The 24,751-nt window shown below is 64.0% G+C and carries 21 protein-coding genes and 1 tRNA gene; 10 read left to right on the forward strand and 12 right to left on the reverse strand.

Annotated features, from left to right (window positions below; translation table 11 throughout):
- Positions 1-81: 81 nt before the first annotated feature.
- Together H9627_RS13190 and H9627_RS13195 are read right to left on the reverse strand one after the other, a co-directional pair.
- Positions 82-600, reverse strand: coding sequence for a GyrI-like domain-containing protein (locus H9627_RS13190; protein WP_191734493.1), 519 nt, complete (start codon positions 598-600; stop codon positions 82-84).
- 34 nt (positions 601-634) lie between these two features.
- Positions 635-1,441, reverse strand: a complete 807-nt coding sequence (locus H9627_RS13195) for a class I SAM-dependent methyltransferase (RefSeq protein WP_191734494.1) — start codon at positions 1,439-1,441, stop codon at positions 635-637.
- 95 nt (positions 1,442-1,536) lie between these two features.
- On the opposite strand from H9627_RS13195, the gene H9627_RS13200 reads away from it, so the two are divergent.
- The 5 genes from H9627_RS13200 to H9627_RS13220 all read left to right on the forward strand — a co-directional run bounded on the left by H9627_RS13200 (position 1,537) and on the right by H9627_RS13220 (position 8,826).
- Positions 1,537-3,138, forward strand: coding sequence for an ABC transporter transmembrane domain-containing protein (locus H9627_RS13200; RefSeq protein WP_404826218.1), 1,602 nt, complete (start codon positions 1,537-1,539; stop codon positions 3,136-3,138).
- Complete coding sequence (locus tag H9627_RS13205; protein WP_191734495.1) at positions 3,131-4,891, forward strand: ABC transporter ATP-binding protein; 1,761 nt, start codon at positions 3,131-3,133, stop codon at positions 4,889-4,891. Before H9627_RS13200 ends, H9627_RS13205 begins: the two co-directional genes overlap by 8 nt.
- A gap of 62 nt (positions 4,892-4,953) precedes the next feature.
- Positions 4,954-5,760 (forward strand): zinc transporter ZupT, encoded by an 807-nt coding sequence (gene zupT, locus H9627_RS13210; protein ID WP_191734496.1) that lies wholly within the window; start codon positions 4,954-4,956, stop codon positions 5,758-5,760.
- Between the two features lie 367 nt (positions 5,761-6,127).
- Positions 6,128-7,861, forward strand: a complete 1,734-nt coding sequence (locus tag H9627_RS13215; protein ID WP_225213867.1) for an arylsulfatase — start codon at positions 6,128-6,130, stop codon at positions 7,859-7,861.
- A gap of 2 nt (positions 7,862-7,863) precedes the next feature.
- Positions 7,864-8,826: a formylglycine-generating enzyme family protein gene (locus H9627_RS13220; RefSeq protein WP_225213868.1), complete on the forward strand. Its 963-nt coding sequence runs from the start codon at positions 7,864-7,866 to the stop codon at positions 8,824-8,826.
- Positions 8,827-8,898: 72 nt separating this feature from the next.
- Here the strand turns inward: H9627_RS13220 and H9627_RS13225 are convergent.
- From H9627_RS13225 to H9627_RS13235, 3 genes are all read right to left on the reverse strand, one after another.
- Positions 8,899-8,972: transfer RNA gene (locus H9627_RS13225), tRNA-Pro, on the reverse strand.
- 153 nt (positions 8,973-9,125) lie between these two features.
- Positions 9,126-9,518, reverse strand: a complete 393-nt coding sequence (locus H9627_RS13230; protein WP_191734499.1) for a YchJ family protein — start codon at positions 9,516-9,518, stop codon at positions 9,126-9,128.
- Positions 9,519-9,543: 25 nt separating this feature from the next.
- Complete coding sequence (locus H9627_RS13235) at positions 9,544-10,731, reverse strand: bifunctional alpha/beta hydrolase/OsmC family protein (RefSeq protein WP_191734500.1); 1,188 nt, start codon at positions 10,729-10,731, stop codon at positions 9,544-9,546.
- Between the two features lie 210 nt (positions 10,732-10,941).
- Here H9627_RS13235 and secA2 point away from each other — a divergent pair, with 210 nt between their 5' ends.
- The 5 genes from secA2 (at position 10,942) to H9627_RS13260 (ending at position 16,089) form a co-directional block, all read left to right on the forward strand.
- The gene (gene secA2 / locus H9627_RS13240) at positions 10,942-13,233 is read left to right on the forward strand and encodes an accessory Sec system translocase SecA2 (RefSeq protein WP_191734532.1); all 2,292 of its coding nucleotides are present in this window, start codon (positions 10,942-10,944) and stop codon (positions 13,231-13,233) included.
- A 137-nt stretch (positions 13,234-13,370) separates the two neighbouring features.
- Positions 13,371-13,799: an oxoglutarate dehydrogenase inhibitor Odhl gene (gene odhI / locus H9627_RS13245; RefSeq protein WP_191734501.1), complete on the forward strand. Its 429-nt coding sequence runs from the start codon at positions 13,371-13,373 to the stop codon at positions 13,797-13,799.
- Positions 13,800-13,961: 162 nt separating this feature from the next.
- Entirely contained in the window at positions 13,962-14,735 is a 774-nt protein-coding gene (gene ftsR / locus H9627_RS13250) for a transcriptional regulator FtsR (RefSeq protein WP_191734502.1), read from the forward strand.
- A gap of 1 nt (position 14,736) precedes the next feature.
- Positions 14,737-15,345: a bifunctional nuclease family protein gene (locus H9627_RS13255; RefSeq protein ID WP_191734503.1), complete on the forward strand. Its 609-nt coding sequence runs from the start codon at positions 14,737-14,739 to the stop codon at positions 15,343-15,345.
- A 162-nt stretch (positions 15,346-15,507) separates the two neighbouring features.
- Positions 15,508-16,089, forward strand: a complete 582-nt coding sequence (locus tag H9627_RS13260; protein ID WP_006767575.1) for a MerR family transcriptional regulator — start codon at positions 15,508-15,510, stop codon at positions 16,087-16,089.
- A gap of 89 nt (positions 16,090-16,178) precedes the next feature.
- Here H9627_RS13260 and H9627_RS13265 read toward each other — a convergent pair whose 3' ends face one another.
- The 7 genes from H9627_RS13265 to H9627_RS13295 form a co-directional block, all read right to left on the reverse strand.
- Entirely contained in the window at positions 16,179-17,315 is a 1,137-nt protein-coding gene (locus tag H9627_RS13265; RefSeq protein ID WP_191734504.1) for a Glu/Leu/Phe/Val family dehydrogenase, read from the reverse strand.
- 29 nt (positions 17,316-17,344) lie between these two features.
- Complete coding sequence (gene hglS / locus H9627_RS13270; RefSeq protein WP_191734505.1) at positions 17,345-18,733, reverse strand: 2-oxoadipate dioxygenase/decarboxylase; 1,389 nt, start codon at positions 18,731-18,733, stop codon at positions 17,345-17,347.
- A 28-nt stretch (positions 18,734-18,761) separates the two neighbouring features.
- Entirely contained in the window at positions 18,762-19,634 is an 873-nt protein-coding gene (locus tag H9627_RS13275) for a glutamate ABC transporter substrate-binding protein (RefSeq protein WP_191734506.1), read from the reverse strand.
- A 260-nt stretch (positions 19,635-19,894) separates the two neighbouring features.
- On the reverse strand, positions 19,895-21,358 hold the full coding sequence (locus H9627_RS13280) for a vWA domain-containing protein (protein WP_191734507.1): 1,464 nt from the start codon (positions 21,356-21,358) through the stop codon (positions 19,895-19,897).
- A 26-nt stretch (positions 21,359-21,384) separates the two neighbouring features.
- Positions 21,385-22,275 carry a 3-methyladenine DNA glycosylase gene (locus H9627_RS13285; RefSeq protein WP_191734508.1) on the reverse strand — a complete coding sequence of 297 codons (891 nt, stop codon included), beginning with the start codon at positions 22,273-22,275 and terminating at the stop codon, positions 21,385-21,387.
- Positions 22,276-22,280: 5 nt separating this feature from the next.
- The gene (locus H9627_RS13290; RefSeq protein ID WP_191734509.1) at positions 22,281-23,342 is read right to left on the reverse strand and encodes a hemolysin family protein; all 1,062 of its coding nucleotides are present in this window, start codon (positions 23,340-23,342) and stop codon (positions 22,281-22,283) included.
- Complete coding sequence (locus tag H9627_RS13295; protein WP_191734510.1) at positions 23,339-24,721, reverse strand: hemolysin family protein; 1,383 nt, start codon at positions 24,719-24,721, stop codon at positions 23,339-23,341. Before H9627_RS13295 ends, H9627_RS13290 begins: the two co-directional genes overlap by 4 nt.
- Between the last annotated feature and the right edge of the window lie 30 nt (positions 24,722-24,751).

A 24,751-nucleotide genomic window follows, 5' to 3' on the forward strand; every position in this document is an offset into this window, starting at 1 on the left:
TTGGTGCCCACCCCATAACTCTGACATCGGTACTCATGTCGTGGATGCGATGTCGGGGTTGTCGGGGGAGTGGGCGCTGGATCAGCCCAGCAGGGTGTACAGATCGGTGCGCATCACGGCCGGTTCAATGGCCTGGGAGGGGTCGGTGACGTAGACCTCCCAGAAGGGGAAGGCCAGCTGCTCGCCGGACTCACCGAGCCCCTGCAGGAAGGTGTTCCATGCTGGCCCCAGGCCGTGGTATTCGCCCAGGTAGGACACCCGTGCCAGTTTTCCCGCCGGCAGGATGGATGGTCCCACCACCAGACCGTTGTCGGCGGTGATCTCCTCCTTCAGGGGCGCATCAATCGGGATGCCCAGCTCGAAGGTCACGGTGTCGGTGGGCAGGCGGTGGTGCAGGGAGAAGGGGGCACCGATGGGATTGACTCCCGCCTGCACCAGGGCCGGGAACAATGCCGCGAAAGTCGTGTCGAAGGCGGTGGTCATATCGGCCATGGGGAAGTCCTCGAAGGACACCACGGCTGTGGGCACCGCTGTGACCTCCAGGGTCTCCGGGGCGGTGATCGGGGGGCAGTTCATGTAGAAGGTGTCCTCGGTCGTCATGGGAACCACACTACTGGGTCACTGCATCCCATCGTCACCGTTCCAGCAGGAAACCGTCACAGCGGTAGGGAAGTGCGACCTGCGCGCCGGGTTCATGCCCGAGGTGTTCGTGGAGATACCAGGTGAGGTTGGCATCCACCTTGGCGCGGGTCGTTGCACTGGAACGCAGCCAGTAGGAGCGTGTGTGGGCCAGCTGGATGATCTGCTCGGGGATCAGGTGCTGCTCCCAGGTGGTGCGCACCTTCCGGGTGATCCGCCACGGTGCACCCACCGAGGGGAGGAATCCCGGTTTGAGCACATCACCGGCATGCATGATCCGGCTGAGGCGGTGCACCCACGGGATCCGGGTGTCCAGGTTGTTCCACACCAGCAACACCGCACCGCCGTTAGCCACCACCCGGTCGAATTCCGCGGAGGCCGCCGGGACATCCACCCAGTGCCAGGTCTGGGCGCAGGTGATCAGATCCACCGCCCCGGAAACCAGAGCGGTGTGTTCCGCCGTGGCCTGCCAGCAGGGAATGTGGGGATGGTTGCGCCGCAGCACGCGGAGCATGTCCATGCTGGGGTCCAGGGCGGCGACATCGTGACCGGCGCGGTCGAGCTGGCCGGTGAGTTTACCGGTGCCCGCCCCGACATCCAGGACCCGGCCGTACCCTGCGGCAAGGTCCAGGATCTCTGTCGGGTAACCGGGGCGGACATCCTCGTAGGTGTCGGAGCCCTCGGTGAAGGCCAGGCCCGCGGTGGCGCGGTGTGCGGCTCCGGAGAAGACCGGCGCGTCTCGCCGGGAGACCGGGGGGATCGGTGGATGCAGGGGATGCAGGGGGGAGCGTGGTTCAGTCATGTCTGAGAGTTATCTTATCCGCACCGGCGCACAGGGTTTAACGATATATCGACACACCCACCCATGGGTTAGGATCAGATCTTGTGTCTGTACCAATGAAAACGCCCGGTAACGGCAGCATCGTCGATTATTCGGCGCTGCCCGGGCCCGGCGCGCAACCGTCCCGGATGCCACCACTTGATGCCCGGATGTGGACGCTGAAGGTGGCGCTGTCCCAACGCCCGTGGAGCTATATCGCCTCGGTGGGCATGGCCATCACCTTTGTCTGTAATGGTCTCACCCCGGTGGTGGTCGGCCGGGCGGTTGATGAGGCGATCGCCGTGGGGGATCTGCGGCGCCTGGGGTTCTGGATCCTCATGCTCCTGCTGTTGTTTGCCACCTCCATCTCGGTGAACTGGGTGGCGCGCTACATGATGGTGCGCAGCCAGCAGCTGGTCAGCCATGATCTGCGCACCATGGTCACCGACCGCATCCAGGATCCCCGGGGGTTCAGGGGGCGGGGTCGCACGGCCGGTGGCCTGCTGTCGGTGGCCTCCAGTGATACCCAGCGGGTCGGTGATGTGGTGATGATGACGGTGTTCCCCGTCGCGGAGGTGGCCTCCATCATCTACGGTGCCACCCTCACCTTCCTCATCAGTCCGTGGCTGGGGTTGGCGGTGCTCCTGGGCGGGCCTGTGCTGGTGATCATCGCCCTGCGCACGGCCCGCCCCCTGCAGGCCAGGTCCGTGGAGCGGCAGAAGGCGATCGCCCAGGCCTCGGCCACCGCCACGGATGTGGTGCAGGGCCTGCGGATCCTCAAAGGACTTGGGGCGATCGTGACGGTGAGACGCCGCTATGAGGAGGTCTCCACCAACGCCTACCGCAAGACCGTCTATGCCAGTGCCGCCGAGGCACGCCTCAACGGTGTCACCGAGGCCAGCGGGGCGATCTTCGTGGCGGGCATCGGCATCGCCGCCGGTTTCCTCGCCCTCAATGGGCAGATGAGTATCGGTGAGCTCATCACCGTCGTCGGCCTGACGCAGTTCCTCATCATGCCGATGACCATGCTGGGTAAGAATGTCGCCTCGCGCTGGGCATCCGCGGAGGCCTCGGCGAAACGCATCCGCGAGGTGCTGGGGGCGGAGTTCGAGCGCACCTCCGAGTTGGAGGCCGACACCGCGCAGCGGATCATCTCACGTCTGCCCCGCGGTGTGACCGTGGTGGGTGCCAACTCGCAGGTGGATCCCGACCCGATCATCTCCGCACTGGAATCCCTGCCGCGTACCCGGGTGATTGTCGCCCCGCATGCAGCCGACCTCTTCGACGGCACCGTCGCCGACAATGTCCACCCGGACCGGGCCATCGCCGATGAGGCCATCCGGGTGGCCTCCTGTGATGACATCCCCGGAGGTGCGGACAAGGTGGTCGGGGAGGGCGGACGGATGCTCTCCGGTGGCCAGCGACAGCGCGTGGCACTGGCCCGGGCGATCGCCGCCGATGCCGAAGTGCTCATCCTCCAGGACCCCACCACCGCGGTGGACTCCGTGACCGAGCAGAACATCGCCGGGCAGGTCGCCGCCTTCCGCGGGAACCGGGTCACCGTGGTGTTCAGCGAGGCACCCGCCTGGAAGGCCGTGGCCGACCAGCAGCTGGACCCGGCGGAGCTGGCCACACTCCTCGCAGAGGTTCCAGCGGGAGAGGACAGAGCCGATGGATAAGGCGTCGTTAAGCTTCCCCCTGGCCACCCTGCCGCAGGTCAGGCACGAGGTGGGCAGGCAACTGGCGCGCATCCCGCGCGCCGGCCGCTGGTTCGCCCTGGCCATCGTGCTGCTCAGCGCGGGGTCATTCGCCACCGTCAACGTGCCGAGGCTGCTCGGCCGCATCGTCGACCTGGTCGCCCAGGACCAACCCGCGGAGCAGCTGTGGCAGACCGGCGGGCTGCTGCTGGGCATCGCCGTAGCCGGCGGGGTCTTGAGCGCCAGTGGCTTCTACCTCGTGGTGCGCATGGCAGAACGGGTCATCGCCAACCTGCGCGAGGATATGGTCGGCACCGCGCTTGGGCTTCCCACCCACCGCGTGGAGGACGCCGGCACCGGCGACCTGGTCAGCCGCTCCACCGATGACGTCGCGGAACTCTCCTCCGCGGTCACCGAGACCATCCCGATCCTCACCTCCTCGATGTTCACCATCCTGGCCACCACCATCACCCTGTTCACCATGGACTGGCGGTTCATCATCATCCCGGTGCTGGTCGGGCCGGTCTACTATCTCGCCTCACGCCACTACCTGGGCCGCGCGCCGGGTCGCTACGCCCGTGAACGCGCCGCCATGGCAGAGCGGGCCCGGCGCGTGCTGGAGGCCATCCGGGGCCGGGCCACCGTGCGTGCGTTTTCCATGGAGGAGGAGATGCACACCCGCATCGAGAACGCCTCCTGGACGGTGGTCACCCGTGGTATCCGCGCGCGGACCACCATGCTCATCCTCACCACGTGGATGCTGTGCGCGGAGTTTCTCATGCTCGCCCTCGGGCTGTTCATCGGCTACCGGCTGGTGGCCGGCGGGGACATGACCGTGGGGGCGGTCACCGGTGCGCTGCTGATGCTCATCCGTCTGCGCGGCCCGATGAACATGTTCATGCGCGTGCTCGACACCGTCCAGTCCGGGTACGCCTCGCTGGCGCGCATCGTCGGTGTGGTGGCCGACCCGCCGGTGCCGGTCCCCGACAGCGGGGCATCCGCGCCGGAGGGCCGCGTGGAGCTGCGCAACGTGAGTTTCAGCTACGGCGGCAACTGGGCGGTGCGCGATGTCAACCTGCACATCCACCCCGGGGAGACGGTCGCGGTGGTGGGCGCCTCGGGCGCCGGTAAGACCACGGTGGCAGCCCTGGTGGCCGGCCTGCGCGTGCCCGACGAGGGCGAGGTGCTTGTCGACGGGTTCCCCGTCGCCACCCTCTCCGACCGCGAGCGCATCGCCCGTCTGGCGATGGTCAGCCAGGAGGTCCATGTCTTCTCCGGGACCCTGCGCCAGGATCTCACCCTGGCCAGACCCGGGGCCACCGACGCCGAACTCCTCGCTGTGCTGGAGCGTGTGCAGGCCGGGGACTGGTTCGACAAACTCCCCGATGGCCTGGACACCGTGGTGGGTGCACGTGGCATCCAGCTGGAACCGGTGGCGGCCCAACAGCTGGCACTGGCGCGGGTGCTGCTGCTGGACCCGGCGATCGTCATCATGGATGAGGCCACCGCCGAGGCGGGATCCGCCGGTGCCGGGGCCCTGGAGGCCGCAGCCGAGGAGGTCACCCGCGACCGCTCCGCCCTGGTGGTGGCACACCGCCTCGACCAGGCATCCCGGGCCGATCAGATCCTGGTGATGGATAGGGGACGGATCGTGGAGCAGGGCACCCACGGGGACCTGATCGCCCGGGGTGGGATCTACCACCGGCTGTGGGCGGCGTGGAGTGTGGGCAGGTAACACGGGAGGCGGAGGCGTGGCGGGTTGAATGTTCATGCCGTTGAACATTAGGATTCAGAGGCATGGATTGGCCCAATATTATTTTCGCGTTCAGCCTGACGCTGTTCGCAGGACTGGCGACCGGTGTGGGTGGCGTCATCGCCATCTCCCGGAAAGCCCCGGGGGAGAGGTTCCTCGCCGGTTCACTCGGGTTTTCCGTGGGCGTGATGCTCTACATCTCCTTCGTGGAGATACTGCCCAAGGCTGTGGAGGAACTTACCAGCGTCTGGGGTGCGCGGGGCGGCAATTTGGCGGCAGTGGGGGCCTTCTTCGCCGGCATTGCTCTCATCGCCGTCATCGACCGTCTGGTGCCCACCGCCATCAACCCCCACGAACCGTCCACCGTGGGCGGCGCGGTGGGTGGTTATGAACGCCGCAGCCGGATGATGAGGGCCGGAGTACTCACCGCGATCGCGATCTCCATCCACAACTTCCCCGAGGGTTTCGCCACCTTCGTCGCCGGCCTGACCGACCCCAAGATCGCCATCCCGGTCGCCGTCGCGATTGCCATCCACAACATCCCGGAGGGCATCGCCGTGGCTGTCCCCATCCGCGAGGCCACCGGCTCCCGCGGGAAGGCCCTGAAATGGGCCACCCTCTCCGGCCTGGCCGAACCCGCCGGCGCGGCCGTGGGTTTCATCCTGCTCATGCCGTTCCTCGGCCCGGAGGCCATGGGCCTGTCCTTTGCCGCCGTCGCCGGCATCATGGTGTTCATCAGCCTCGATGAGCTGCTGCCCACCGCGATCAGCTCCGGCCGCCACCACACCGCCATCTACGGCCTGGTCGCTGGCATGGCCGTCATGGCTATCAGTCTGCTGCTGTTTATCTAGGGATCCGAATCTTGCTCTCGTCCCACAGTTAGTGTGGTCGGAATGCTCGGCTATTACCTCACCCACGCGGCCCGTAGATACACCCTGATATACACCCCTGGGGGATAGGGGCGCTGCCCATCAGGGGTGGCTGAATGCGCAGTTGAAACACTGTGTTCGGGATGTGAACTGCTTGTATTTGCTCCCCAGGCCGGGCGCATGACGAACAAGCAAGGATTGTGACTTCAAACTCTTTGAATTGTCTAATGTGATTTGAAACTCCATGTGGTTGCCCCTGAGGCACCCGCCTTGGTCCTGAAGAAAGAGCATTGACATGGCCTATACCCCCTCTACACGCCCCTACCGATTCGCCCTAGCTGGACTGGGCTTGGCTACAGCTGTAGCACTCACCGCCTGCGGAAGCACCGCCGCCACCGATACGGCTGCAATCACCCCCGTAGCTGAAAACCAGGATCAACCCAATATCATGATGATCCTCCTTGATGACCTCGGCTACTCAGATCTGGGGGCCTACGGTGGAGAAGCGGAAACCCCCAACATCGACGCCTTGGCGCAGGAGGGGGTCCAGTTCACCAACTTCCACGCCACCCCACTATGTGCTCCCACCCGGGCAGCGCTCATGACCGGGCAGGACCCACACCGCGTTGGGTTGGGATCAATGGAGGGGATGGCACCCCCCGGCGTGGATCAGGACACCCCGGGGTACAAGGGAAGCCTCGAAGGTGAATTCACCGGGATTGCAGAAGTGTTGTCCGATACTGGTTACGACACCTATCAGGTGGGCAAGTGGCACTTGGGGCGGGAAGAGGAACAGCGTCCCTCCGCGCTGGGATTCGACCAGAACTTCACCATGTATGATGCCGGTGCCTCCTATTACCCGGATGCCCTCCGCCTGTTCAACCGTCCTGTGGAACCGGTGAATACGGTTGTCTATGAGCGCAATGGCGAGACCCTCGATACGCTGCCCGATGACTTCTTCGCCACCCGTAGTTACACCGACGAGGTCCTCCAGCAGGTTGACCAGAGCGTGAAAGCGGACCAGCCGTTCTTCACCTACCTCGGATACACCGCCCCACACGATCCTCTGCATGTGGAGAACAAGGAACTCATCGACAAGTACCTCGATGCCTACCTCGACGGATACAACTACGAGGAGCTCCGGACCCAGCGTATTGAGCGTATGGCAGAGATCGGTCTGATTGATGCTGATGTCGCCACCCGGTGGCCGGACCAGGTCCCCAGCTGGGATACCCTCACCGCGGAACAGCAAACCGACATGGCTTACCGCATGGCGGTCTACGCGGCTGTCCTCGAGGAAACCGACGATCAGATCGGACGTGTCATCGACCATCTGAAGGACACAGGCGAATACGACAACACACTCATCGCCGTGGTCAGTGACAATGGCGCCTCGGCCAGTACTCAATTGATGTATGAACCCCACGCATCAATTGACGGGTGGCACGACCAGGTTTACCCGTTGACCGGGGACGTCTCAACCTACGGAGAACAGGGTTCCTTCCCTTCCATGGGGTTGCCCAATGCCCAGGTATCCTCGGGGCCGTATTTCCAGGCCAAGAACACCCTCTTTGAAGGTGGCACACGTGTGCCCGCCATCATCAAGGCCCCGGGTGGGGCCGAGGAACGTCGTATCGTGAACACCTTCGCCCACATCACCGACCTTTATCCCACCTTCGCTGACTATGCCGGTGGCGACCTCAACGCGATCAACAACCTCCTGGGCGACTCTGTCCGACCGGTGTTGGAAGGCACCTCGGAGATCATCGGCGATGATGACTTTGGGACAGAACACTTCGGTCATCGGGCCTACCGTTCCGGAGACTGGAAACTCATCTTCACCCCGATCCCCATGGGCGGGACGGGCGACTGGGCCCTTTACAACCTTGCCGATGATCCAGGAGAGACCACCGATGTCATCGCCGAACATCCAGAGATTGCTGAGGAGCTCGCTGCAAAGTGGGATGACTATGCCCGGGATAACGGCGTGGTACCCGTAGATTTCACTGCAGTCAATGAGGTTGCCCCTGCCGCTGCCGAAGGGTGGTTCGCCATCGACTGGGCCACCGGCCCTGCAAACTGAGGATGATGCCCGTGAGTAACTGCTGTTCCCCGTCAGGCGCACAATGGCGTACCACCACCCGGGATTTATCAGATCCTGTCAATCCCACAACTCCATGCAACCCGGAACACTCCCGCGATGCTGTGACACTGCCGGGTGGAGCTTTCCGCATGGGCGATCATCACGGGGAGGGGTACCCGGCGGACGGGGAGGGGCCAGTGCATGAGGTTCATCTCACCCCCTTCAGCATTAATGTCACCACGGTCACGAATGCCGAGTTCGGACGATTTATCGAGGCCACAGGATATACCACGACAGCGGAACGCTATGGTGTCTCGGCTGTATTTTACGCAGCGTTCCAGGGGCGTCGCGATGATGTTCTCCGCCAGGTTCCCGGCGTGCCCTGGTGGCTGGCGGTCAAAGGTGCGAACTGGCAGCACCCCAACGGCCCCGGGTCCACCCTGGACGGGCTTGAAGACCACCCCGTCGTTCACGTTTCCTGGGATGATGCCGTTGCCTACTGCACCTGGGCTGGTGGTCGCCTGCCTACCGAAGCCGAGTGGGAATACGCTGCCCGGGGTGGGCTGCAGGGCGCACGATATGCCTGGGGTGATGAACTAGCCCTGGATGGAAGGTGGAACTGCAATATCTGGCAGGGAAGCTTTCCCATGGAGAACATTGCCGCGGATGGTCACCTCACCACTGCACCGGTGAAGACCTACACGCCCAATGGGTACGGTCTGTGGCAGATGGCAGGGAATGTATGGGAATGGTGCCAGGACTGGTTTGATGCGGAGTACTACTCCCGTACTTCCTCCATCAACCCGCAGGGACCGGATACCGGTGCGCGCCGGGTGATGCGCGGCGGCTCATATCTCTGCCATGATTCCTACTGCAACAGATACCGGGTGGCAGCCCGCAATTCGAATACCCCGGATTCCACCTCGGGGAACACCGGTTTCCGGTGCGTTTTCGACAATCCCTGAGCGTCCCTGCCCTGCGAGGATGCACAAAGAAAAAGGCCAGAAAGTGAACTTCACTTTCTGGCCTGCTATTTGTCGGACTGACAGGATTTGAACCTGCGACCCCTACACCCCCAGTGTAGTGCGCTACCAAGCTGCGCCACAGTCCGCCGTTTCCACATGATACTGACACAATACAGGCTGGGAACCATCCTGTTTGCTCTGCGGCAACGTGATCAGGTTACACCAGTGTGATCATGAAATGAAAATCGGCAGGTGGAAGGGCTCATTGCACGGCCGGAAAGACCGACCCGCCCCACGCCTTATTCGGCGACATCCCCGAGGGAGTAGACCCAGCGTCCGTCCATCTTGCGGAAGGTGGAGTCCTCCTCCTGTACGCCGTCGGCAAGCCCGCGGTAGAAGGCCTGGAATTTCACGCGTCCGGTGGCATCGAAGGGGCCACCGCCCTCGGTCTCGAGGATCTCCAGGCGGTAGAACTCTAACCGGTCGTCGAGGGTCAGTTCCGCAGGGCGGGTGGCCGGGTCCCAGGTGTCCAGCAGGTAGTCGGTCTCACCGGCGGCGAAGGCGGTGAACCGGGAGCGCATGAGGGCCTCGGCGGTGGGGGCGTGGTGGTTGCCGGCGTGGTAGCGGTGGCAGCACTGTCCGTAGGTGAGGCCGGTGCCGCAGGGACAGCGCAGGTCGTAGTCGTAGGGCATGGTGTGTTCTTCTACTCCTTGTTGACTAATCTTCGTCGTCGATGATGACCCCGTGGCTGAGCATCTGTTCAACCTCGGAGGTGCCGGCAGCGGCCAGGAGCTCCCGGCGCTGGTCTGGGCTCAGGGCACCGACCAGGGCGATGCTGCGGCGCAGGGTGGTCGGGGCACCATTGCCGGAGACGACGCGGGAGATGGTGACCTGGACGTCGTCAAGCTCGGTGATGCGCGCCTCGCGCGCGGCGTGGCGGATCTGCTGGGACGTCGCGGCAGCGAGCGCGGCGACCAGCAGGGAGACGGGCGTGTAGCCGAGGTCGCGCCCACCGGCCTGCTTCTCCCGGTCGGTGATGAAGCTGTGGCGCCCGGTACGGACCTCGTCGGCGTAGCGGGTGGTCCCGATTGAGGTGGCGGTGGCCACGTCCGCGGGCAGGGGGCCGCGGTCGGCGATCTCATTCTCCGGCACGAGGAACGGATCGATCCAGTTGCGGATGATCCGTGCTGCCCGCTGGGCGGTCCCGTCGCGGGTGAGCAGGTGATCGGCCTTGTCCAGGGACACCAGCGACTTCGGGTAGCGGGTGACCTGGAAGATCTTCTGGGCGTTGTCCACGCCGACGGTCTGGTCGATCGGGGAGTGCACCAGCAGCAGTGGTGCGCGCAGTCGACGCAGGTGGTCGACCGGGTTGGTGTCAGCCAGATCCTCGAGGAACTCACGGGAAATGGTCACCTCGCGCCCACCCAGGGTCAGGGCCACCGCGCCCTGCTCATCCACGTCACCGATGCGGTCGGCGAAGTGCAGGACCGCATGCGCCGGGTCGAAGGGCGCACCGATGGTGGCCACACCACGCAGGGAACTGATCGAGGACGCCGCATTGAGCGCCGCCGCACCACCCAGGGAATGCCCGATGAGCAGCTGCGGTGCCGAGTAGTTGTCCTCCAGCCAGGTGGCCGCGGCGATGATGTCACGGACATTGGAGCTGAAGGTCGTCTCCGAGAAATCACCCTCCGACTGGCCGAGGCCGGGGAAATCAAAACGCAGACACGCGATACCGGATTCCGCCAGCGCCTTGCTCACCCGCGCCGCACCCGGCGTGAACCTGGATCCGGTGAAACAATGGGCGAACATCGCATACGCAACCGGTGTGGTCGCGGGTAGATCCAGGGTGGCCGCCATCATCAGACCCTCTGATGACGGAACCTTCACACTCACCGAATGCACGGCATGCACCTTCCAATGGTTATTTGAGACCAGACGTCTCCACCCTAGGTGGATCCTTCCTGCAGGTCACGGCACAAACGGTGTCTTATTGGACAAGATTGCACTGTCAAGCAACCCAGGTCACTAAAACGGGAGTCGGCCACCCGGAAACCATGTGGTGTGGGTTAAAGTCGGATGGATGTACTCATCGAGCTCACTGGAGGTTTGAGCGTGGCTGGTTTCGACTGGTTCTGGAAGGCACTCGGCGGCAAACAGGGTCGCAATCAGAAACGCAGCCTGGCGATCGTCGACCAGGCCGAGGTGCACACCCGCGACCTGGAGGCGCTTGACGACGCCCACCTCGCCGCCCGTGCCCGGACGTTGGTCGGGGATGGCACGCCCCAGGACCCGGCCGAACTGCTGGCGGTCCTCGGCATCGCCGCGCACCGCACCCTCGGCATGCGTCCCTTCCCGGTGCAATCCCAGGCGGTGCTGCGTCTCATCGAGGGCGATGTGGTGCACATGGCCACCGGCGAGGGCAAGACCCTGGTCGGGGCCATGGCCGCCACCGGACTGGGGCTGCAGGGCAAGACCGTCCACTCCATCACCATCAACGACTACCTCGCGGTGCGCGACGCCGAATGGATGCGCCCCCTGGTCGAATTCTTCGGCCTGAGCGTCGGCGCCATCTCCGAGACCATGACACCGGAGCAGCGCCGCGAGGCCTACCGCTGCGATGTGGTCTACGGGTCCGTCAGCGAGATCGGCTTCGACGTCCTGCGCGACCAGCTGACAACACGCCGGTCCGATGCCGTCCAGCGCCGCGCCGATGTCGCCATCATCGACGAGGCGGACTCCGTGCTTGTCGACGAAGCCCTCGTCCCCCTCGTCCTCGCCGGCAACCAACCCGGCCACGCCCCCCGCGGCAAGATCACCGAGGTGGTGCGCCGCCTGAAGGAAAACGACCACTACACCGTCTCCGAGGACCGCCGCAACGTCTTCCTCACCGACAAAGGCGCCACCGCCCTCGAACAGGCCCTCGGCATCACCAGCCTCTACGACGACGACCATGTGGGCACCACCCTCGTCCAGGTCAACCTCGCCCTGCACGCCCAGGCACTGCTCATCCGCGACATCCACTACATCGTCCGCGACGGCAAGGTCCAACTCATCGACGCCTCCCGCGGACGCGTCGCCGACCTCCAGCGCTGGCCCGACGGCCTCCAGGCCGCCGTCGAAGCCAAGGAGGGCCTCGCCGTCACCGAGGGCGGCCGCATCCTCGACACCATCACCCTCCAGGCACTGGTGGGCAGATACCCCATGGTCTGCGGCATGACCGGCACCGCCGTCGAAGCCACCGACCAGCTGCGCACCTTCTACGACCTGCACGTCTCCGTCATCGAACGCAACAACCCCCTCAAGCGTTTCGACGAAGCTGACCGCATCTACGCCACCATGGCAGAGAAGAACCGCGCCATCGTCGAGGAGATCGCCCACCTGCACCACACCGGCCAACCCGTCCTCGTGGGCACCCACGACGTCGCCGAATCCGAGGAACTCGCCGACGCCCTCCGCGACCTCGACATCAACGTCAGCGTCCTCAACGCCAAGAACGACGCTGAGGAAGCCCGGATCATTGCCGAGGCCGGCGACATAGGACGCGTCACCGTCTCCACCCAGATGGCCGGCCGCGGCACCGACATCCGCCTCGGCGGACCCGATGAATCGAACTACGACCAGGTTGTCGAACTCGGCGGCCTCGCCGTCATCGGCACCGCACGCCACCGCACCTCCCGCCTGGACAACCAGCTGCGCGGACGTGCCGGGCGCCAGGGCGATCCGGGCCTCAGCCTGTTCTTCGTCTCCCTCCAGGATGATGTGGTGGTTACCGGCGGGGCAGGGGAGAGCGTCACCGCCCAACCCGATGCCACCGGCTTGATCGACTCCAACCGCGTCCGCGACTGGGTGGCCCACTGCCAACGCGTCACCGAGGGCCAACTGCTGGAGATCCACTCCCAGACCTGGAAATACAACAAGCTGCTCGCCGATCAGCGCGTCATCATCGACGAGCGTCGTGCACGCCTTCTGGACACCGATCTGGCGTGGCAGGAACTGTCCGAGCGCGCCCCCGAGCGCGCCGGGGAGCTCGCGGCGGTGGACCGGGAGGTGCTCGAGCAGGCCGCCCGCGAGATCATGCTCTACCACCTGGATCTCAACTGGTCCGAGCATCTGGCACTCATGGACGATGTCCGCGAATCCATCCACCTGCGTGCCATTGCCCGTGAGACCCCGCTGGATGAATACCACCGCATCGCCGTGCGGGAGTTCAAGACACTGGCGCAGCAGGCGGTCGATGATGCGGTGGAGACCTTCCGTTCCGTGGTCATCGATGACCGGGGTGCACACCTGGATGATGCGGGCCTGGCCCGTCCGTCCGCGACGTGGACCTACATGGTCTCCGACAACCCGCTGGCGGGCTCCGGCAACTCGGTTATCAGTGGAATCGGAAATATCTTTCGCTGATTCGGTTTTCATTTCAGCAGGTCACACCAAACTTTCAGAAAACCGGAAACCGCTGATGAGGGTTCTTGCGCCCGTCGTCCACGCGCACGGGCTATGATGAATTACGTTAAGAACAATGTCGACACGGAGGAATTTCAATGAGCGACAACACTGGCACACCGGAGCCACAGGTCGAGACCACCTCGGTTTTCCGCGCCGATCTGCTGAAGGAAATGTCGGGTGCCACCAGCGCTCCCGCCGCAACTGGCGCTGACAATCTCCCCGCGGGTTCCGCACTTCTCGTGGTGAAGCGTGGCCCCAACGCCGGCGCTCGTTTCCTGCTGGATCAGCCCACCACCACCGCTGGTCGCCACCCGGAAAGTGACATCTTCCTGGATGATGTCACGGTCTCCCGTCGGCACGCGGAGTTCCGCATCAACGAGGGCGAGTTCGAGGTCGTCGACGTCGGTTCCCTCAACGGCACCTACGTCAACCGCGAACCACGCAACTCGCAGGTGCTCCAGACCGGTGATGAGATCCAGATCGGCAAGTTCCGTCTGGTCTTCCTCGCCGGCCCGGCAGCGTAGGGGAGCTACGCACACACGGTTCAACTCATAGCGGTTGCAGGATCACCCATCTTGCAACCGTTTTGTGTATACCCTGTCGCATTCATGCAGGGTGCCAACCCGTAACATGTATCCCCGTGTCCCCCGTCCACCCCTCTAGTACCAGCAGGTAACAGCACCATCGTGAGCGCACTTCGTAGAACAGCAGCCGACGTGAACAGCGGGGTACCCGCGTCCGAGTCGCCGGGGTCGTCCCGGGTAGCCAAGAAGAACAAGACCATGTCCATCGGTGTGGTTCTTGAACGCCTGCATGCGGAATTCCCCGATGTCACCGTCTCCAAGATCAGGTTCCTGGAATCCGAGGGTCTGATCACCCCGGAGCGCACCGCCTCCGGTTACCGCCGGTTCACCGAATCCGATGTGGAGCGGCTGCGGTATATCCTGGTCACCCAGCGCGACAACTACCTCCCGCTGAAGGTCATCCGCGAACAGCTCGAGGCCATGGACAACGGCTCAGTCACCGCCATCCTCGGTGCCGGTGCCTCCGAACCCCTGGTCAGCCCAGAGAAGTTCCGCGCCCCGGCACTGACCAGGCTCACCGACAGCGATGTCGCTGAGAAGGCCGGTGTCACCGTGGAGACCATCGCTGAGCTGGTATCCGCCAAGCTGATCAAACCGGACGCCGCCGGCTTCTTCACCCATGATGATGTTCTCATCGCCAACACCGCCGCCGCCCTGCGGGAGATGGGTTTCGACCTACACCAGCTACGCTCCCTCGGCAACACCGCCACCCGTCAGGCCGACCTGATCACCCAGGTCGCCGACCCGGTCGCCCGCGGTAAGAGCGATGTGGCCCGCCAGCGCGCGGAGGAATTGGCGCAGCAGATGTGTTCCCTCGTGGTTTCCCTGCATGCCTCACTGGTGAAAAACGCAACCCGCGAACAGCTGGGGTACTGATATGGAAACCAACTTCGTCGAACTGCAGTTCCACGGCATCCACACCATGGAGCCGGACGGTTTCACCTGCGCGGTTTTCCGCTGGGAGGACGGCAACAAGGTCCTCCCGATCTGGATGGACCAGGACGATGCCCTGCGGATCCAGGCGTACCACTCCGGTTACCGCCCGCGCCGCCCCGGTGTGCATGAACTCCTCGCGGATGCCTTCACCCGCAACGGCCCCTGGGTGAGCAACCTGCGCATCGTCAGCCATTTCGAGGGTGTCTTCATGGCCTCGGTCATCACCTCCGAGGGGGAGGAGCTCGATGCCCGTCCCAGTGACATCCTCATGCTCTCCGAACTGCTGGAACTTCCCATCGCCGCAGATGAGGAGATCCTCCAGCAGTGTGCGGTGTTTGTGAACCAGGAGGACATGGAGGCCTACTTCGGGATCATGATCGAGACCACCGTCGATGATGAGGTATTCCCCGGTGAATCCGCCTCCGGTGATGCCCAGGCCGATGCTGATTTCCAGAAGCTCATGCAGAGCCTCGGGGTGACCGAGGATGACCTGTTCATCGACACGGATCCAGGCCAGGACGTGGACGAAGACGGGGAAGGTAAAAGCTAGAAACTTTACTTTCGATGTTTTTTACGGGGTGGTGTGTGGCGTGTCGCGCGCCTAAAGCTTGACGTTGGTCTAGGCTTTCTACCAGAATGAGTATAAGTTTCACGCTTATAATTCACATCTGTGAATGATCACAGCCCCAACACTGAAGCATCGGAGACATCAGTGCAAGAAGAAAAAGGCTTTCAGGGTGACCTCTTTGCGTCACCCCAGCTTCCCGTGCAGGAATCCCTCTTTGACGTAGGACCCGACGAGGAGGTGGGCTACCGCGTACCCACCGCCTGCCAGGTGGCCGGCATCACCTACCGCCAGCTCGACTACTGGGCACGCACCAAACTGGTCGTCCCCACCATCCGTGGTGCCCGGGGTTCCGGGTCCCAGCGTCTGTACTCCTTCAAGGACATCCTCGTCCTGAAGATCGTCAAGCGACTGCTTGACACCGGTATCTCCCTGCAGAACATCCGACTGGCGGTGGACAAGCTGCGTGACCGTGGGGTGGATGACCTCGCCGGCATCACGCTGGTCTCCGACGGGACCACCGTCTACGAGTGTCGCTCCAACGAGGAGGTCATTGATCTGCTCGGTGGTGGCCAGGGTGTGTTCGGCATTGCTGTTCCCGGCATCATGAAGGAACTGACCGGGGACATCTCCGCCTTCCCGTCTGAGCGTATCGACGACAACTTCGACGCCGAGACCATCAACTTCCAGGATGAGCTGGCTGCGCGGCGCAAGCGCAGAACCTCCTAACTGACACACCCCGCTCAACCACGTATCCCGTGCCATCCCAGGTATTCTCCGAACCTTGGGATGACACGGGATACGTGCTGTCGGCACTGTTACCCGGAGGGTAACATGCCACGGATCTTCATCGCGGCCAGCACCCGCTCCTGGGATAGTTGGCGCGCGGCATCATGACTGGTCTGTGAATGCTCCGTCGCCCGACCCAGGACAGTGGTGGCGTTGAGACGCAGCTTCGAGGACACCGAGGTGTAGATCTGCTCCGGATCAGTCCTGAAGGGGGAGAAGCGGTTGTCCATGGCGAAGGCGGCAGCGACAACGCCACCGGCATTGGCGACGAAGTCGGGAACCACGGTGATACCGCGCTGGTGCAGGATCTGCTGGGCCTGTGGGGAGGTAGGCAGGTTGGCACCTTCAACGATGATTTGGGCAGTCACCCGCTCGGCACCACGGGCATCGATGACATCCTGGAGGGCGGCGGGGATGAGAATCTCCGCGTCCGTGAACAGTTCCTCACCCGGGTCAATCCGGAGCCACGGGTAGTAGGCCACCAGATCATCCCCGACCTCGTCCCGCAGACGCACCAGTTCCGGGATGTTCAATCCGTTGGGGTCGGCAATCGCTCCGTGTGCCGTGGAGATGGCCACCACGCGGTAACCCAGCGTGTGGAGCCGTTCCGCGGCGGCGTGACCGACGGCCCCGAAACCCTGGATCGCCACCGATGCGCCCGCCAGGTTCTGTGACCGGGCTACCTCATCAGCCACCTCAGCGATGCCGTACCCGGTGATCCCGAGTTGATCATAGGGCACACCACCGAGTTCGTAGGGTGTGCCCATGGAGGTGCCGCGTCCGAGTTCATCGGTGATGATGGCCGCATCATGCTCAGTCAGACCCATGTCGAGGCCGAAGATATACTCCTCGGGCACCTCATTGGAGAGTTTCCGCACGAAGGAGCGCAGCACAGCCTCCTTATCGGGGGAGCCGGGATCCGCCTGGATCCCCGCTTTCGCGCCCCCGTAGAACAGATCCACCCCGGCCCACTTCCAGGTCATCACCCGGGCCAGGCGGGCAATCTCACCCACCGATACCGTGGGTTGCATGCGGGTCCCGCCCTTGCCCATTCCCCGGGCGGTGTTGTCAATGACCAGCACCCCGCGCATTCTGGTGCGGTGGTCATGCACCACAACGATCTTCTCAGGGCCCCAGTCGTCGATCAGATCGAACGTGTCAGTCATGGGTGGTGTCCTCCGGTGGTAGACAAGCGTTAAACAGTCAGAATCGTGGTGTTGAGGGTCTTCTCCAACCTGGCCAGGGAGTCATCGACCTGGGACTGGTAGAGATCATAGGCATCGAAGATGGGCCTGCCGATGATGGTGGAGAGAACCTCCTGGTTGTAGTCGACCCCTTCCTGTGCGGTGTCCTTTGATCCCTCACCGGTGAGGTTCGACTGGAAGATGCCCGCGGCAGAGCGTGGCAGGAAGTCCTCGTAGACAATCGGCGTGGCCGTGACGGTACCGTCGGCCAACAGATCCCGCAGATGGACCGTGTCACCGATATTTGCAGGCTGGTCCGCCAGCTCGAAGGTGAAGTAGCCGAGGCCCCGTTCGAGCATCCCTGCCTCGGTGGCCGGGAGATTCTCCTCCCATACCGCGCGGGCGACGGCCATGCGGGTGTCCCCGGTCTCGGCCTTTCTCCGGTCTACCTCGGCGAGCATCTGGTCATAGAGTTCCCGCCCCGCGGGGGTCAGCGCGATGCCACGCTGTTCCACCTCGCCGAAACGGACCCGCAGGGAACCCGGCCCGATGGTGCCGTCCTCGAAACGGAAGGTCCGTTCCTCGGAGAGTGCGCGGAACGATGTCTGGCGCAGCAGAACATCCGGGCCCTCCCAGGAGGGCGGTCCCTGGATCTCATCGATCATGGTGATCCCACGGGCTTCCATCCGCTGATACAGCTCATCGATGTCCAGGACCCTGGGGGTGAGGTGGTTGATATGGGTGGTTGCCACACCGCCGATGTCCGCTGCCACGGCTGAGACCGCCTCCAGTTCGCGGTACCAGGCGTGATCAACCGGTTCGTCGGAAAGCTCAAACGCGGCGGTGGCCAGCGTGAGCAGCTGCTCCGCATCCCCGTCCTCCAGACCCCCATCCTGGGTGGCCTGATCCGCGAGCTCCACGAGGGCGTCGGGGAACAGCGTGCGCGACGCCAGGAAATCCTGGAGTCGTTGTTGCTGGTCCGGGGTGAAAAAGCGCGGATCATCAGCGGTGAGCATGGAGGTGAACACCCGGAAGGGATTCTGGGCCAGCTCAGGGGCCGTGATCGGGCGGAACGCCGTGGACACCACGGGGACCGACGCAGCCGAGGCATCACGCAGATCGTAGAAACCGACCGGGTGCATGCCGAAGGCCGCGAAAATCCGGGCCACCTGCGCCAGTTCGGTGGGGGAGCCGACGCGGATTGCGCCGTGGCGTTCAGCGGTCACCCGGTCGATGGACCCCAGTCGTTCCGCATCCTCGCCTCTGTGGGACAGGAAATCCCGGTTCACCTCCTCGGAGACCTCGACGAGCGTGGTGTAGGCGGGAACCTCTGTTCCGTACATGATGGACAGGCGTCGGGAGAACTCAGCACGGAGCTGGGAGGGCATGTGAAAACCCATGATCATTCCTTAAGTGGGGTGGTGGTGTTTACTCGATACCGGTGAAGTCGCCGGGGGTGCCGTATTCGATAACCTCGGGATTCTCTCCGAAGTTGGCTTCCAGGAGGCGATCGAAGGTGCCGTCGTCATACATCTTCTGCAACGCGGTGTTGATGGCCTCGGTGCCCTCGTCATCCCCCTTCGCCAGTCCGATCCCATAGTATTCATCGGTGAACTGCTCGCCGTCCTTGATCATCTCCACGATGCGGAAATCACCGGGGTAGTACTGGGCGTAGCCGTACAGGATGGTCGCGTCGGTGGTGATGGCATCGACGCTGCCCTGGTCCAGGGCCTCGATGCAGGACGACGGGGTGTCGTATTCCTGGAGCTGCAGGCCGGGGATCGCCTCCTTCGCACGCTGGGATGGGACTGATCCGGCGGTGGAGCAGAGGATGAGATCATTGTTCAGATCGTCCATGTCCTGGATGCGGTCATCGTCCTCGCGCACCATCAGTGCCTGGTGGGTGACCAGGAAGGGACCACCGAAATTCACCGTCTCCAGTCGCGCCTGATTGATGGAGTAGGTGGCGGCGATCATCGCGACCTCACCGTTCTGGATGAAGGTTTCACGTTGGGCGGCAGGGGTCTCCCGCCAGGTGATCTCAGGGTGCTCCCAGCCGTTGTCATCGGCGATGGAGTTGACCACATACGTGGAGATGTCCACCTCCAGACCGCTCATCGCCCCGTCCGGACTGCGCAACCCCAGGCCGGGCTGATCGTATTTGGCGCCCAGGGTGACCGCGCCACTTTCAATCTGTCCGAGTAGATCAGTACTTTCAGAGCTCGAACAGGAGGCCAGTGTGGCGGCGAGCGCGGCTGCGCCGATGGCTGTGAGCAGGCGGACAGGTGCTGTTTTCTTCATCGGGTGCTCCCTGGAATGTCGAGGTAGTGGGTCTCTTTTGTGGGTTGTTGCCTGCCCTGTGAGGAGCGGGGTGGGGATCCTCGCTCGCACACTATGATGCAGGTCATAGTCAGAGCCTACCTCTTAACATGTTACATGGCAGTAGAAATTACCTATGTTTTCCCACATCATCTATTTGCGCAGGTGATACCGGGTAACTTGCTCAAAGAAAAAGCCATGCCCGGGAATAATCCCGGGCATGGCTTGGGTGTTTTCCTGCGTTAGAAACCGAACGCTGCCCGCAGCGTGGCATCGATGTCCTGCGGGGTGGTGGCGGCGACGGCGGTGCCACCGGTGGAGATGGCGTAGTCGGTCAGCACCTGGTCCACAGGGTTGGAGCCGACATGGACGACGTGGAAGGTGACGTTGTCCCCACCTGCAGCACGGATATCAGCCAGGAATGCCTCATCGCTGTAGTCACTGGCAGAACCTGAGGTGACCAGCACAACCCGGACCTCACGGCCGGAGGTGGCGGCGTGCTCGGAGGCGATATCGGCGGCGGCCACCGCTGCGGCGCGGGTCAGCGGCACTCCACCGGTACCGAAACGGGCGATGGCGTTGGCGGCGTTGGTGCCGTTGGACGCATCCGGGAAGGAGATATTCGGACGCCACCCGCGGGTGACCCCGGGGTTGATGGGGGAGGAGTAGTTGTTCAGCGCCACCTGGTTGCCCAGCCCACCGGTCTCTCGGGCCAGATCGGACAGGACCCGGCTGACGACGGTGTGGTAGGACTCCTGCGTGCCATCAACCACCCTGTCCATGTTCCCGGAGGTGTCCTGGACGATCAGGGTGTCGGAGGGTGCCCCGGTGGTGGCCTCGACGGCCGGAGCGTCGGGCTCCTCGGCGAGCGCCCGCGCCCGGTCCACGACAGTGGCATATGCGGCCGTATCGGTGGCTTCACCCGCGTCACCCGTGTCAGTGGTGAAGGAGGCGAATTCGGCACCCGCACGGGCCTGATCCTCCGAGAGCCCTGTTCCCGCATTGACCGGGATGACCCACACGGGAAGCTCCGCGCCGTCGACAGGGCTGAAGGTGTAACCACCGGGCAGCTCATCGGATTCGAGGGCGGCGAAGACCGGGGTGGTGGTGGCTGCATCGGTGGTGGTGTCAAGATCATCAGCCAGGGCGGTGGCCGCGGTGTCCTCATCACCGGCGAGCGCCAGGGCGACCGCGGCGGACAGGGTCGGGGCGTCGGCGACCGGGAAGGTCACGTTCTCCAGATCGGTGTCAGCACCGTCGGTCGTGGCCACGCCGGCCTGGACGGTATCGGCCTGGGACCAGGAGTCCTGAGAGGACGCGGCCACGGCACCGGTCTGCGTCAGGGCACCGGCGGCTTCCCCACGGGTCCCTGCGAAAACATACGTCGCCGCGGCCTCACCCGGACCGGCCACCTCGGCGGTCACGCAGTAATCCCGCACCACCGGGTCGGTGGCGTTGTATTCCTCCACCATTCCCTCGACCAGGGTGGGGTCACCGCCGACGGGGAGGGACAACTCCCCCTGGAGACACCCGGACTCACCGGTGGTGGTCTCCGTGGTGTCGTCCGCCAGCTCGGTGGTGTCATCCGAGCGGTTGGAAAAGACCCACCAGATGATCAGGGCAAGGATCGCCACAATGGTGATCAAGGCGATGGTCAAGGATTTGGACAGTCGGTAATTATTCTGTCCGCTGTAGTGTCGTGCCACGGGCGCTCCCTCGAAGTGATGGTGAACTACTGGGAAAGTGTAGCCGTTAGGGCCTGCTCCGTGATGGAGACAAGCCGGTCACGGATGGGTTTCGCCCGGGCGGCCAGTGCCCGTTGACGTGCCACGTACTCCGCCTTACCCTCCGGGGTCTCAATGGCCACGACGCCGAAACCGTGTCCGCGACAGTCGTAGGGGGAGGCCTCCATGTCGAGTACCCGGGTGTCACGGGCGAGCTCGAAGGCGTCGAGAAGCACCTCCCCGGGGATCAGGGGGCCGAGTTTCGCCGCCCACTTGTACAGATCCATGGTGGCGTGCAGGCACCCGCACTGGTCATTGATCGGTTGTTCCTCCCGGGTGAGCACCGTGAGGTTCAGCGGGATGGCGGGTTCGGTGAAGAAGCGGAAGGCGTCGAAATGCGTGCATTTGAGCTGGTGGGCCTCCACGACGGCGTCGGTGGCGGCATGGCCCAGGCGCAGCGGCAGATCATGCCGGATCTCCCCGGGGCCGGCCTTGTAGACCATCGCCCACTCATGCAGTCCGAAACAGTCGAAGTGGGCCGGGTTGTCGGCCACCGACCGCAGCAGATCGTGGATATAGCGCACGGCAGCACCCCGGCGCGACAGGAAGGATGCCAGGTCGACGGTGACCGAGGACCCGTCGACAAGCGTGTAGTCCCGCCACCCGGCGTGGGGTGCGTCGGCGGGGACGCCGACCCCGAGCCCCGGGTGCCAGGTCCGCAGGGTTGCGGGGCGGACCGGGTAGTACTCGAAGAGGAAGTCATAGACCGGGTGCTTGATGTGGGCCTGCCGACGCCGCAGGTGGTCGTCGGTGAAGGTGGCAGCGCGCGTCTCGTGGGCACGGGCACGGTCCGTCCACTCCTCGTGGCTCAGCACAGTGGGTGTCAACACGTCATCCATCTCTACTAGCTGGCGTCCTCGTGGGTCCAGTCGTTGACGGTGCCCACGTATTCCTCGATGAGGTCCTCCAGGGTGATCACGCCGAGCAGCTCACCACGCTGACGCACCTGCGCCATGTGCGCGGAACGGCGGTGCATGGTGTGCAGCACGTCATCCATGAGTCCGTCGGCGTCCACATTGGTTAAGGGACGCAGCTCGGAACGGGCGATGTGCTCGCTGGGGTTCATCTCCGGGTCGGCCAGGCGGGGCAGCACATCCTTGATGTGGATATAACCGAGGTAGGAGCCGTCGACACCGGTGACCGGGAAGCGGGAGAAACCGGTCTCGCGGACCGCGGTCTCCAGCTCCTCCAGTGTGGGGCCCTGGCGGCCGAACGCCAGGGAGCGGACATCCTCATCGCGGATGACCAGTTCCTTGATGGAACGGTGTTCGGTGCGCAGCGCCTTGGACAGGCGGGCGTGCTCCTCCTCGTCGAGTAAACCCTCCAGCCGGGACTCGGAGATCATGCTTGCCAGCTGTTCCTGGTCCACGGTGGAATCCAGCTCGTCCTTCTGCTCCACGCCGAAGGCACGCAGGGTGATGCGCGCAATCCAGTTCATGAACCGGATCAGCGGGCTGGTGATCTTCACCCACAGGATCAGCGTGGGGGAGAGCCACATGGCCAGGGTCTCCGGTCCGGCGATGGCGATGTTCTTCGGGACCATCTCGCCGAACAGGATATGCAGCCAGGTGATGACACCGAGGGCGATGACAAAGGAGAACGGGTGCAGGAGATTCTCCGGCACACCCAGCGCCTCGAACGGCACCTCGAGGAAATGCGCGATGGCCGGTTCGGCGATCTTACCCAGCAGCAGTGAACACAGCGTGATGCCGAACTGGGCGCCGGCCAGCATGATCGAGAGATGCTCGGAGGCGTAGAGGGCTCGCTCCGCGGATTTCTTGCCCTGGGCGATATGGGCCTCCAGGCGGTCGCGGCGTGAGGAGATCAGGGCGAACTCGGCGGCCACGAAGAAGGCGTTGAAGGCCAGCAGGACAATGATGAACAGGATGGTGACCCAGATGTTCACTTGGTGTACTCCTCTGCTTCCTCGTGGGTGATGGGGGTGAGCACGGCCTTGTCGACGCGTCGGTCCTCCATCACGGTGACCCGGGCGATCCACCGGCCGGTGAAGCTGGATTCGAACTCATCCATGCCGGGTGTCTCGGTCTGCGGCAGCAGTGCGACATCACCGACCTTGGGGATCTTGCCCAGGGAGTACATGATCAGACCACCGAGGGTCTCAAACGGGCCGTCGGGGGAGGAATACCCCACATGCTGTTGGAGCTGGTCGGTGCGGACCAGTCCGGAGACCTCCCAGCTGGCCCCGAACTGCTGGAAATCACGCTCCGCCTCGGAATCATCATGTTCGTCGTAGACCTCGCCGAGGATCTCCTCGACGACATCCTCGATGGTGACCAGGCCGGCGGTGCCGCCGTATTCATCGGCAATGAGCACCACCTGTGAGCCTGCGGAACGCACCGCATTGAGCACGGCGTCACCGTCCAGGCTGGCCGGGACCACGGGGATACGCCGGGCCAGGGACCGCAGGGTGGTGGTGGAGCGCTGCTGACGGGGGATGGCGAAGGCGTCCTTGATGTGAACCATGCCGATGGTGTCATCGAGATCACCCTCGGTGACCGGGAAGCGGGAGTGACCCGTCTCCAGGGCGAGGCTGATCAGATCATCGACGGTGTCATCGGCGCGCAGGGCCTCAATGGTGGACCGTGGGGTCATGAACTTGTCCGCGGTGGACTCACCGAACTGCAGGGACCGGTTGATCACCGCGGCGGTGGTCTTGTCCAGCTCCCCGCTCTCGGCGGAGTTGCGCACCAGGGCGGTGAGCTCCTGGGCGGACCGGGCGGACGCCAACTCCTCGGCGGGCTCGATGCCGAGCTTGCGCACGATGAAGTTGGCGGAGTTGTTCATGGCCTTGATGAAGTACTTCAGGGCCACGTTGAACATGTGCACCGGGTGCACCACGAAACGGGCCACACCCAGGGGGTTGGTGATCGCCCAGTTCTTCGGGATGAGTTCACCGAAGACCATGGACAGGAATGTGGCCACGATCAGGGCCAGCACCAGGGCCACGGCGGAGGCCGCGGAATCAGGCAGGCCCACCAGTTCCAACAGCGGGGTGAAGTACTGGGAGAGGACAGGTTCAGCGAGGTAGCCCGTGGCGAGTGTGGTGACCGTGATACCCAGCTGGGCGCCGGAGAGCACGAACGACAGGTTCTGGTAATCCCTCTTCACTGCGTGGGCGCTCGCGTCGCCCTTCGTCTTGACGTGATTGTCCACGGTGGAGCGTTCCAGGCCGGTGAGTGCGAACTCGATGGCCACGAACAGACCGGTACTTGCCGTGAGAAGCACGAAGCCTAGCAGTGAGAGGATGCTTATGAGTATGTCCATTAGCGTGCGGTGGCAACCTGCCCCCTGTTC

Origin of the sequence: Corynebacterium gallinarum (assembly GCF_014837045.1) — a bacterium.
GTDB lineage: Bacteria > Actinomycetota > Actinomycetes > Mycobacteriales > Mycobacteriaceae > Corynebacterium > Corynebacterium gallinarum.

What these genes read in the sequence shown, in the direction of transcription:
- H9627_RS13190 (WP_191734493.1), bottom strand. Translation starts at nt 600, where the DNA reads ATGACGACCGAGGACACCTTCTACATGAACTGCCCCCCGATCACCGCC.
- H9627_RS13195 (WP_191734494.1), bottom strand. Translation starts at nt 1,441, where the DNA reads ATGACTGAACCACGCTCCCCCCTGCATCCCCTGCATCCACCGATCCCC.
- H9627_RS13200 (WP_404826218.1), top strand. Translation starts at nt 1,537, where the DNA reads ATGAAAACGCCCGGTAACGGCAGCATCGTCGATTATTCGGCGCTGCCC.
- H9627_RS13205 (WP_191734495.1), top strand. Translation starts at nt 3,131, where the DNA reads ATGGATAAGGCGTCGTTAAGCTTCCCCCTGGCCACCCTGCCGCAGGTC.
- zupT (WP_191734496.1), top strand. Translation starts at nt 4,954, where the DNA reads ATGGATTGGCCCAATATTATTTTCGCGTTCAGCCTGACGCTGTTCGCA.
- H9627_RS13220 (WP_225213868.1), top strand. Translation starts at nt 7,864, where the DNA reads ATGATGCCCGTGAGTAACTGCTGTTCCCCGTCAGGCGCACAATGGCGT.
- H9627_RS13230 (WP_191734499.1), bottom strand. Translation starts at nt 9,518, where the DNA reads ATGCCCTACGACTACGACCTGCGCTGTCCCTGCGGCACCGGCCTCACC.
- odhI (WP_191734501.1), top strand. Translation starts at nt 13,371, where the DNA reads ATGAGCGACAACACTGGCACACCGGAGCCACAGGTCGAGACCACCTCG.
- H9627_RS13255 (WP_191734503.1), top strand. Translation starts at nt 14,737, where the DNA reads ATGGAAACCAACTTCGTCGAACTGCAGTTCCACGGCATCCACACCATG.
- H9627_RS13265 (WP_191734504.1), bottom strand. Translation starts at nt 17,315, where the DNA reads ATGACTGACACGTTCGATCTGATCGACGACTGGGGCCCTGAGAAGATC.
- hglS (WP_191734505.1), bottom strand. Translation starts at nt 18,733, where the DNA reads ATGGGTTTTCACATGCCCTCCCAGCTCCGTGCTGAGTTCTCCCGACGC.
- H9627_RS13275 (WP_191734506.1), bottom strand. Translation starts at nt 19,634, where the DNA reads ATGAAGAAAACAGCACCTGTCCGCCTGCTCACAGCCATCGGCGCAGCC.
- H9627_RS13285 (WP_191734508.1), bottom strand. Translation starts at nt 22,275, where the DNA reads ATGGATGACGTGTTGACACCCACTGTGCTGAGCCACGAGGAGTGGACG.
- H9627_RS13295 (WP_191734510.1), bottom strand. Translation starts at nt 24,721, where the DNA reads ATGGACATACTCATAAGCATCCTCTCACTGCTAGGCTTCGTGCTTCTC.